General features: G+C 61.5%; 12 protein-coding genes. 3 read left to right on the forward strand and 9 right to left on the reverse strand.

The genetic code is table 11. The features are described 5' to 3' along the window. Nucleotides 1–202: 202 nt before the first annotated feature. Nucleotides 203–1,123, forward strand: a complete 921-nt coding sequence (locus tag B4E36_RS20055; protein WP_292054602.1) for a DUF2336 domain-containing protein — start codon at nt 203–205, stop codon at nt 1,121–1,123. 35 nt (nt 1,124–1,158) lie between these two features. Here B4E36_RS20055 and B4E36_RS20060 read toward each other — a convergent pair whose 3' ends face one another. After that, on the reverse strand, nt 1,159–1,506 hold the full coding sequence (locus B4E36_RS20060; protein WP_026173796.1) for a DUF1491 family protein: 348 nt from the start codon (nt 1,504–1,506) through the stop codon (nt 1,159–1,161). 89 nt (nt 1,507–1,595) lie between these two features. Continuing rightward, nucleotides 1,596–2,516, reverse strand: a complete 921-nt coding sequence (locus B4E36_RS20065; RefSeq protein WP_345900742.1) for a peptidoglycan-binding domain-containing protein — start codon at nt 2,514–2,516, stop codon at nt 1,596–1,598. A gap of 410 nt (nt 2,517–2,926) precedes the next feature. Between B4E36_RS20065 and B4E36_RS20070 the strand changes: the two genes are divergently transcribed. After that, a complete protein-coding gene (locus tag B4E36_RS20070) occupies nt 2,927–3,436 on the forward strand; it encodes a DUF5330 domain-containing protein (protein WP_292054609.1) in 510 nt (169 codons plus the stop codon). 92 nt (nt 3,437–3,528) lie between these two features. Beyond that, nucleotides 3,529–3,954, forward strand: a complete 426-nt coding sequence (locus B4E36_RS20075; RefSeq protein ID WP_292054612.1) for a SufE family protein — start codon at nt 3,529–3,531, stop codon at nt 3,952–3,954. Nucleotides 3,955–3,959: 5 nt separating this feature from the next. Here B4E36_RS20075 and B4E36_RS20080 read toward each other — a convergent pair whose 3' ends face one another. The 7 genes from B4E36_RS20080 to B4E36_RS20110 all read right to left on the reverse strand — a co-directional run. Further along, a complete protein-coding gene (locus B4E36_RS20080; RefSeq protein ID WP_345900743.1) occupies nt 3,960–4,451 on the reverse strand; it encodes a DUF6456 domain-containing protein in 492 nt (163 codons plus the stop codon). Then, complete coding sequence (locus B4E36_RS20085) at nt 4,441–4,869, reverse strand: helix-turn-helix domain-containing protein (protein WP_292054617.1); 429 nt, start codon at nt 4,867–4,869, stop codon at nt 4,441–4,443. The genes B4E36_RS20080 and B4E36_RS20085 overlap by 11 nt, the downstream gene beginning before the upstream one ends. Nucleotides 4,870–5,164: 295 nt before the next feature. Beyond that, the gene (locus B4E36_RS20090) at nt 5,165–5,587 is read right to left on the reverse strand and encodes a MucR family transcriptional regulator (RefSeq protein WP_292054618.1); all 423 of its coding nucleotides are present in this window, start codon (nt 5,585–5,587) and stop codon (nt 5,165–5,167) included. A gap of 353 nt (nt 5,588–5,940) precedes the next feature. After that, entirely contained in the window at nt 5,941–6,282 is a 342-nt protein-coding gene (gene mnhG, locus B4E36_RS20095) for a monovalent cation/H(+) antiporter subunit G (RefSeq protein WP_292054620.1), read from the reverse strand. A 4-nt stretch (nt 6,283–6,286) separates the two neighbouring features. Beyond that, nucleotides 6,287–6,679 (reverse strand): cation:proton antiporter, encoded by a 393-nt coding sequence (locus tag B4E36_RS20100; protein WP_292054622.1) that lies wholly within the window; start codon nt 6,677–6,679, stop codon nt 6,287–6,289. Continuing rightward, nucleotides 6,679–7,152 (reverse strand): Na+/H+ antiporter subunit E, encoded by a 474-nt coding sequence (locus B4E36_RS20105; protein ID WP_292054624.1) that lies wholly within the window; start codon nt 7,150–7,152, stop codon nt 6,679–6,681. The genes B4E36_RS20100 and B4E36_RS20105 overlap by 1 nt, the downstream gene beginning before the upstream one ends. Next, nucleotides 7,149–8,302: proton-conducting transporter membrane subunit (locus B4E36_RS20110; RefSeq protein WP_345900744.1), on the reverse strand; the 1,154-nt coding region annotated here is incomplete at its 5' end. The genes B4E36_RS20105 and B4E36_RS20110, both read right to left, overlap by 4 nt.

An 8,302-nucleotide genomic window follows, 5' to 3' on the forward strand; every position in this document is an offset into this window, starting at 1 on the left:
TCGGGGCATCTCTCCCGCCAGCGGGAGAGAGTATTGGGAGCAAGCTTCATGACCTTTGATCCGCTGCCGCCTTCAAAAGGCAAGCGCGATTCCGGCACCTTCCGAACCGCGACGCCCCTCTCCCTTCGCTATGGTTAACATCTTTATAACGTTTTCTCCCTAACCTGTTGTCGATAGAAGACATTTGTCGGGGAGTACGGCCTTGGTCGATCGGTATCGGGAACTTGAAGGGCTGAAGAACACGCGCAATCTCGACGTCGTGCTGATGGCCACGGTTTCGGGCTTCGGCTCGCTCGACAATCCGAGCGCCGCCGAACGCCGACGCTTTGCCGAACTCTTCGGACCCGTCTACGAGGCCTCGTCGCCGGAGGCGCGCCGCCAGGCCGTCGCCGCTCTATCGTGCCACGCTCACGTGCCGCAGGATGTCTGCCGCTATATCGGCAGCCGCGAGATTGCGGTCGCGGCCCCCTTTCTCGCCCGTTCGCCGGCCATTGCCGACGACACGCTGATCGCCCTGATCGAGACCACGACGGAGGAACATATCCGCGCGATCATTCATCGCCCGGACCTGTCGCAGAAAGTCATCCAGGCGCTGATCGGCGCACGGCGCGAGGAAGAACGGCAGGAGCCTGCCGGCAATTTCGACATCGACACCGGCACCCGCGATGACAGCGAGGCGCTGCGCCGCACGCTGAAGGCCATGGCCGCCGGCACCGGCGATGCCGACCGCCTCGGCGTTTCCACCCTCACCGAACTGCAGACCGCTCTCCTGGTCCGCTTCGCGCGCCGCGCCGAAAGACCGTTCTTCACCGAAACCTTCGCGCGCGCACTTGGCGGTGACCGGGTGCTCGCCCGTCGCATTCTCGAAGAACCCACCGGCCAGCGCCTTGCCGTCGCCCTGATCGCGCTCGGCATGAACCACGCGGACACGAGCTACGTCCTGCCCCGCATCGCCGCGATCGACCGGCAGGACCGTGAAACGACCGAGTTTGCCGTGGAAAAGCTCGTGGGATCGCTGAAACCCGCCGCATGCATCCAGGAACTGCTCGGCTGGCAGACCGAACGCGAGCGCGAAACCCGGGTCGCGGCCGAGAAACAGGAAGCGGCGCGCCGCTCGGCGTGAACCGCCCGGCGCCCCTTCAACGCAAGAAGCCCCGCTCAGTCCTGCTCTTCATCGGCAATGTTGAAGAAACCGTCCACATTCTCGCATTCCAGCACCACGACCCAGAGATCGCTGTCGAAACGCATTTCGCGTTCCAGCATCTCCGAAACCTTGTCCGATGACGCCGCGTTGAGCCGCCTCTCGAAGACCCGATCCTGGACGCCCTCCTCCGCAAAACTCTGCGGCGCGGGCAGATAGAGGCTCTCGGTGCCATCGCGGAAAATCTGCCGGATCGCGATCGCCCCGGCTTCTTCCGCCCCCTTGCGCTCGATCACCGCAAAGCCGCCCGCGGCAAAGGCGTCGCGCACCAGCGCGGACGCAAAAAAATCTGAACGAAGGCGCATATCGACCACTCCCGGATTCCACGAGGTCATCATGGCATGCCCGATGATCGGGCCTTTTGCAACGGGAAGCAATGCGACATCGTTCCCGCTCAAAGAGCGCCGATCTCCCGAAGCTTGTCGCGCACAGCCTCATTCGGCTCGCCCGTTTCCGGCAGCCGGTAGTGTTTCTGGAATTCGAGGATCGCCGCCCGCGTTGTCGCCCCGGCAACGCCGTCGACCACCACGCCGTCATAGGCGATATTCACCAGTCCGCGCTGGATTTCGACCACCATCGGATCGGCGACAACAACGCCGGCCTCGCCAGACGGGGCGGTTTCCGCCTTCAGGATATCGGCAACCGGGTCAGGCGATGCGGCGGTCTCCGGCCGCGGTTCCGGCAGCGGCGCGGATACGCTGAGCAGCGCCACCACTTCCTCGTCGGCCTCCCCGGTCGGCGTGATACCGCTATCGCTCTGGAATGCCCTGATCGCCGCTTTCGTCATCGGACCGGTCACCCCGTCCGGCTTGCCCTTGTAATAGCCCCTCGCCGCAAGCGCCTGCTGAAGGGCAAGGATATCCGGCTCATCGTCAACCGGCGCGGGCGCTGGCGGCGGCGCTGACGCCGTCACATCCTGTTCGATCGCAGCGCTCGTTGCCGGCGGCGGATTGGCCTCGACCTGCTCGAGGATCGCCACCAGATCGTCCTTCGGCTTTTCGGCGGCAGCGGTCTCCCCGTCCTCGAGTTCGATGCGGAAACTCTCGAAATCGGTCGCCTCCGCCATCCGGCGGCCGGGAACGGCATAAGGGTTGGTCGGCTGGCGCGTCTTCATCATCGGGCTCGGATGCGGCCCCGGCTGATACCACAGCGCATTGGCCGATACGAAGCTGAAGACCACGCCGAACACCAGCGGCCCGCCGATCTTGCCCGGATGACGCGCCGCCAGGCCGCCCAGCGACGACGCCGTGCGCCCGATCAGCGAGGGCGTCTTCTTCCCGCGCTTTCCGGTTTTCTTCGTCGTCTTTTTCGCCATTCAGTCCATCACCCGTATCTTCGCCGCTTTTCAAACCATCGGCATCCGGTCACGCCTCTCGCCGCAGAAAATAGTCTGCGGCTGTTAACGAAGAGTAATGGAGCAGGCCTCCCTCTGCCAGCGTCGCGCGCGCCGGAAGCGCCTCTGCAATCGAAAAAATCTCTGAATATGGTTAATGAGGCAGGTTGCCATAACACATCGGAACACATCCTGCTTTCAAAACAAGGGTTTGATTTAGTTATATATTTCGACGCACGCTCATGGTCAGGCGCTGGGGTACCGATCATGTGTTCGTTTTCCCGCGCCCTTTTAGCGGCTCATTTACCGTCTTAGGTTAAGTGTGGGTACAACGCTTGCGGGCACAACCAACAGGCCGGGGGCCGATGAGATTTCTGCTGAAATCCGCATTCATGATTTTCGTTCTGCTCCTGCTGGTGCCGTTTTTCGCGCCGCTTATGCTGGGGGGGGCTGCAACGCGTGAGCAGCAGGCCCTGCCAAGCGGTCAGGATATCGGCGGCGCGGTCTCGGCCGCGCGCGGCACCTTCGAATACATGAGCGGCATCTGCGACGAACGCCCCGATGTCTGCAATGACGGCTCGGGCATTATCAGCTTTCTCGGCCGCCGCGCGCGCCAGGGCGCGGAGATCGTCTATATCTATCTCGGCCAGCATTTCGGCGACAAGGCCCCGCAACCCGCCCAGGAAACCGCTGCCGCACCCAAGGTCACCCGGCCCGCCGCGCCGGAACCCGTCGCCGAGCCAAAGCCTGTCGTCGCAACGCCGCCCGCGGTGGTTGCCGGCAATACGCCCGACCTCATCCAGACCGGCGCGATCATCGGCCAGCCGGCAAAGGTCGAGGCGCCCGTCCGCATTCCCGGCTTGCCTGAGAACGTTCCCGTGCCGACCCCGCGTCCGCGCTGAAACGGCGGCTAATTTCGGCTTACTTGCGCCCCCGCGCATTTCAATTCGCGCCACATCGAACTATATCGGGGCGAGAGCAATCGAAAGGCCGGATGATGAGCGACAAACTCAAGCAGATTATCGACGACTTTTCCTTTCTCGATGACTGGGAAGACCGCTACCGCTACGTCATCGAACTCGGCAAGGCCCTGCCGGACCTGCCCGAGGACGAGAAGATCGAGGACAATCGCGTGCATGGCTGCGCGAGCCAGGTCTGGCTGGTGTCGAAGACGGGCGACGGCGAGGATCCCGTTATGGAATTCCGGGGCTCGTCCGATGCCTTCATCGTGCGCGGGCTGGTGTCGATCGTGCTGACCGTCTATTCGGGCCACACCGCATCCGAGATCGCGAAGACAGACGCCATCGAAACCTTCCGCAAGATCGGCCTGGTCGATCACCTCTCGGCGCAGCGCGCCAACGGGCTCAACGCCATGGTCACCAAAATCCGCGAAACGGCGGCGCGCAAACTCGCCGCCTGAGCATTTCATTCATCCGAGAACAATGCCGAGATTTCGGGCCGGTAGCCCTCCGCTCCCCATCCACGCATGCCACCCTTCGGCGGGGGCGGCGTGTAGTGGCGGGCGAGCGCCTGCAGGGCGGTGCGCACCATCAGCTTGGCAGAGCGGACCGGCCATTGCCGCTCGCGCTCGATCTGTTCGAGCCCTTTCATGAAACAGCAGAAATCGAGCGCGATATCGGCAAGCTCCGGGCCGACCGCCTTCAGCGCCCGCGCCACGCGGCGGCGCGCATCGATCGCCGTATCCGACATGGCCGATGGGGCGGCAAAGCGACCGCGCGTCTCGAGGCGCGGCTGAAGCGACGCCGAAATCCGCGGCTGCATAAGGGCGCGGTTGAAATCCTCCGCCAGGCGTTCCCCGGCGGTAAACGCCTCCTCCGTCAGAAAAGGAGAACCGTCGCGCGCCTTTAGTCGCGCCAGCATGTCCAGCGGCGTCTTCTCGCCCATTTCAGCCGTCATGGCGCACCTCGGCGGCAATGATAACGTTATAGGCCAGACGCTCGACGGCGGCGATGAACTCGTCGAAAGCCCGGTCGTCACGCCGGTCCTCGATCACGCGGCAGGAATAGGCCACTGTCGTGCGGTCACGCCCGAACGCGAGTCCGATCTCGCTCAGAGACAATTGCAGTGATACGTGGCAGACATACATGGCGATCTGGCGGTAATGCGAGACGGAACGCCGCCGCTCGGCGCGGATCGAAATCCGCTCGCCGGCGATAAGCGCCATCTCCTTGGTGATCAGCAGAACAATGCGGCAAGCCTTGCGGATATCCGACATCTGGCTTGCCCTCTCCATGCACCAGGCCGGTTGAGGGCTGTGGTTCAGGCGTTGATGGAAGGTCGTCGCGACCGGCGATGCTACGCGTTGCTCGTTCATGTCAGCTCCCTGAGAAATAGGATTTTATTCTTACATCGGCGCCGGAAGCGGGGACATTAAGAGGGGTACTCTCGAAACCGCCTGTTGTTTTTGTTTACTTATTTTCCTCCATCATAGGATTATTTTCCTACCACCTTCAACCGTTTACCTATGAGGGTATTACTAGAAAGTAAACACAACTATAGGGGGGTTTGGCGGAGCAGGTGTCGCGGTTGCTAGCGCTCGCACATAAAAAAATGCCAGCAGTCTATCGACCGCCGGCATTCAGATTCGGAGCGAAATCGTTCTGTCGCGGTTAGCGCCCGCGGCGCTGTCCGAGACCCATTTCCTTGGCAAGCCGGGAACGCGCCTCGGCATAGGACGGGGCCACCATCGGATAATCGGCGGGCAGGTCCCACTTTTCACGATAGGCATTCGGGGTCAGGTCATGATGGGTCATCAGATGACGCTTCAGCGACTTGAAGCTGCCGCCGCATTCCAGACAAACGAGATGGTCGCCGCTGATCGACTTGCGAACCGATACCGCCGGCTTCTGCTTTTCCTGCGCCTGGGCGGTGGCCTGCGGCTTCGCGGTGTTGCTCAGCGCGGCGTGCACCTCGTGAATCAGCCCCGGCAGATCACCGGTCTGGATCACATGGTTGCTCACATAAGCGGCCACGATATCGGCGGTCAACTCCACGAGGGCCTGGTTATCCCGCTCAACCGTTGCATCCGTCATTATTCACTCCTGTTCTTTTCTTTGCCAGCCCGCGCCCGCAGTTACTCTCCGCAAGGACGCCCTCAGAAAATCTCTTCAAGCAGCGCCGTTGGTCGTCGTCGTTTCTGCGTAGAAATCAGAGCTGAGCCGCACGGCAAACCGGCAGCACAGCCTCACGGATAGGGCCTGATTATTCTCATTAACGAGCGAAATATTCGCGCGCTCTTGGACGGAATACCACTTCAATGATAAATGTAAAGTTTAAATCGCCGTTTTAACGTCTTTATTGAAGGCAGTGGAGCGCGACCACGAGATTTAGGAGCTGTCCGCGACATAATACTTAAAAACATTCCAAAATCGCGAAAACCGACCTGCTAGTCACTATCTCTACTTTGTAATTCATCCCTGACCGTGTTCTCGTATAGCGGGTAGCCAACTTCATGAGAGGCTCGCGCCAGTAGATGAGCCGAGATCGGCGCCGTTATGATGAAGAATACGATGCCCGCGCAGGCCCGCACGAAAGTCGATATCTCGCCCGCATGGATGCCGATTGCCAGAAAGATCAGCCCTGCGCCGACCGTGCCGGCCTTTGAGGCCGCATGCATGCGCGAATAGAGATCAGGCAGCCTGATGATGCCGATTGCAGCCGTCAGGGTGAAGGCCGCGCCCGCAAGCATCAGAACGGAAACCAGCCCTGCCAGAAGATACTGCGTCATTCCCCTACTCCCTGCCTTTTTCCGCATCGGCCGAAACCACCGGCACGTCTTCGCCCGATGGGCCGGAATCATAGGCCATCGGATGCGGTTTCACCTCGAAACCCGTCTCGGTATCGGCCCGCATCGCGCTGGAGCGGATGAAGCGCGCGAAGGCGACGGTCGCCAGAAAGCCGACCAGGCCGAGCGCGATGGCGATGTCGATGTAAAGCGTGAACCCGGTCCGCACCGCGATCACGATGATGAACCCCACGCCCACGGCCACAATCATATCGAGCGCCAGAACCCGGTCCGGCAGCGTCGGCCCCTTCACCACCCGATAGGCCGTCAGGAGCAGCGCAATCGAAAGCAGAACGAGGGACATATCTGCGGCATGCTGTACGATCTCCTCAGGCGTCATCAGGCAAAGGCCTCCCTGATCTTGGTTTCGAAGCCCTCGGCGATACTCTTCCTGATCGCGTCGGGATCGGCGCAGTCAATCGCGTGGATATAGAGATATTTATTGTCATCCGAAACATCGACGGACAGCGTTCCGGGCGTCAGCGTGATCATGTTGGCAAGCAGAACGATTTCGAAATCCTTTTCCAGCGTCAGTTCATAGCGGAATATGCCGGGCTTGACGTTCATGCGCGGCGAGCAGACGAGTTTCGCCACCGACCAGGCAGAGGCCATGAGCTCGTAGAGAAACAGTATCAGCAGCATGAACAGCCGCTTTGCCCGCGAGAAATAGCCTGTTCCGCCGATCTGATGGCGCACCAGCCCAACCGCGATCGCACCGATGATGATGCCGAAGACCAGATTATGCAGCGAGGCGCTGCCGGTTACGGCAACCCAGAAGATCGCCAGAACGAGATTGGAAAGCAGTATCTTCATTGCACGCTTCCTCCCGGAAATACCGACAGGAAATACCCTTCCGGCGAAAGAATGCCGCCAATCGCCTTTGCCGTCAGGTTCAACACCGGCTCCGGATAGAGCCCAAAGACGACAACGATGGCGGAAAGTCCGATAATCGGTAGCCACTCGGAAAACGGGATCCTGAGCGTCTCGGAAACCTCACCCTCTGCCGGCCGCCAATAGGCCAGCAGAAATATCCTGCCAAGCGCGATCGTCGAACAGAAACCGGCAAACAGGATGCCGGCGGCAAGCCACCACGATCCGGTTTCGACGCCGGCGCGCACCAGTATCGCCTTCGGCCAGAAGCCTGAAAACGGCGGCAGTCCGGCGGCTGCGAAAAACGCGCCGAGGCTGAGGCCGGCAAAGACCGGATAGCGCTTGTAGATGCCGCCGATCTGGTTGAGCGAGAAGCCGCCGGCGAGCCGACCAGCAAGGCCGGTGATCAGATAGAGCAGCGTCATCAGGATCATCGAATGCAACGCGTAGAACAGCGCGCCCTGAAGCCCGTCCATGCCGCCGATCGCAACGCCCGCAAGGCAGTTGCCGATGCCCACGATCACGATGTAGCCGACCGCGCGGCGGATGTCATGCTGGGCGATCGCGCCGAGACCGGCCAGCACCATGGTGAGGAAGGCGGCAAGACCGACGACGGAGGAAAGTGCCGCAAGATCGGCCGGCAGGATCATCACCATGACCCTGAGCAGGGCATAAACGCCGACCTTGGTCAAAAGCCCGCCGAACAGCGCCGAGACCACGGTGCGCGGCGTGTGATAGGAGGCCGGCAGCCAGAAATTGACAGGAAAGGCCGCCGCCTTCATGCCGAAGGCCAGCACGAACAGCGCCCCGATCGTCGCGGTCGGCAGCGTCGGCGTTTCACGCGCCCGGATCGCGATATCGGCCATGTTGAGCGTGCCGAACACGGCGTAGATATAGGCAACCGCGATCAGGAACAGCGTGGTGCCGATCAGGTTCAGCACCGCATATTTCATCGCGCCGTCAAGCTGTTCATGGGTCGAGCCCAGGATCAGCAGACCGAAGGACGAGATCAGCAGCACTTCGAACCAGACATAGAGGTTGAAGATATCGCCGGTCAGGAATGCGCCCGAAACGCCGGCTATCAGCAGCAGCA

It is taken from the genome of Martelella sp. UBA3392 (assembly GCF_002358775.1).
In the GTDB taxonomy this organism is placed as follows: Bacteria; Pseudomonadota; Alphaproteobacteria; order Rhizobiales; family Rhizobiaceae; genus Martelella; species Martelella mediterranea.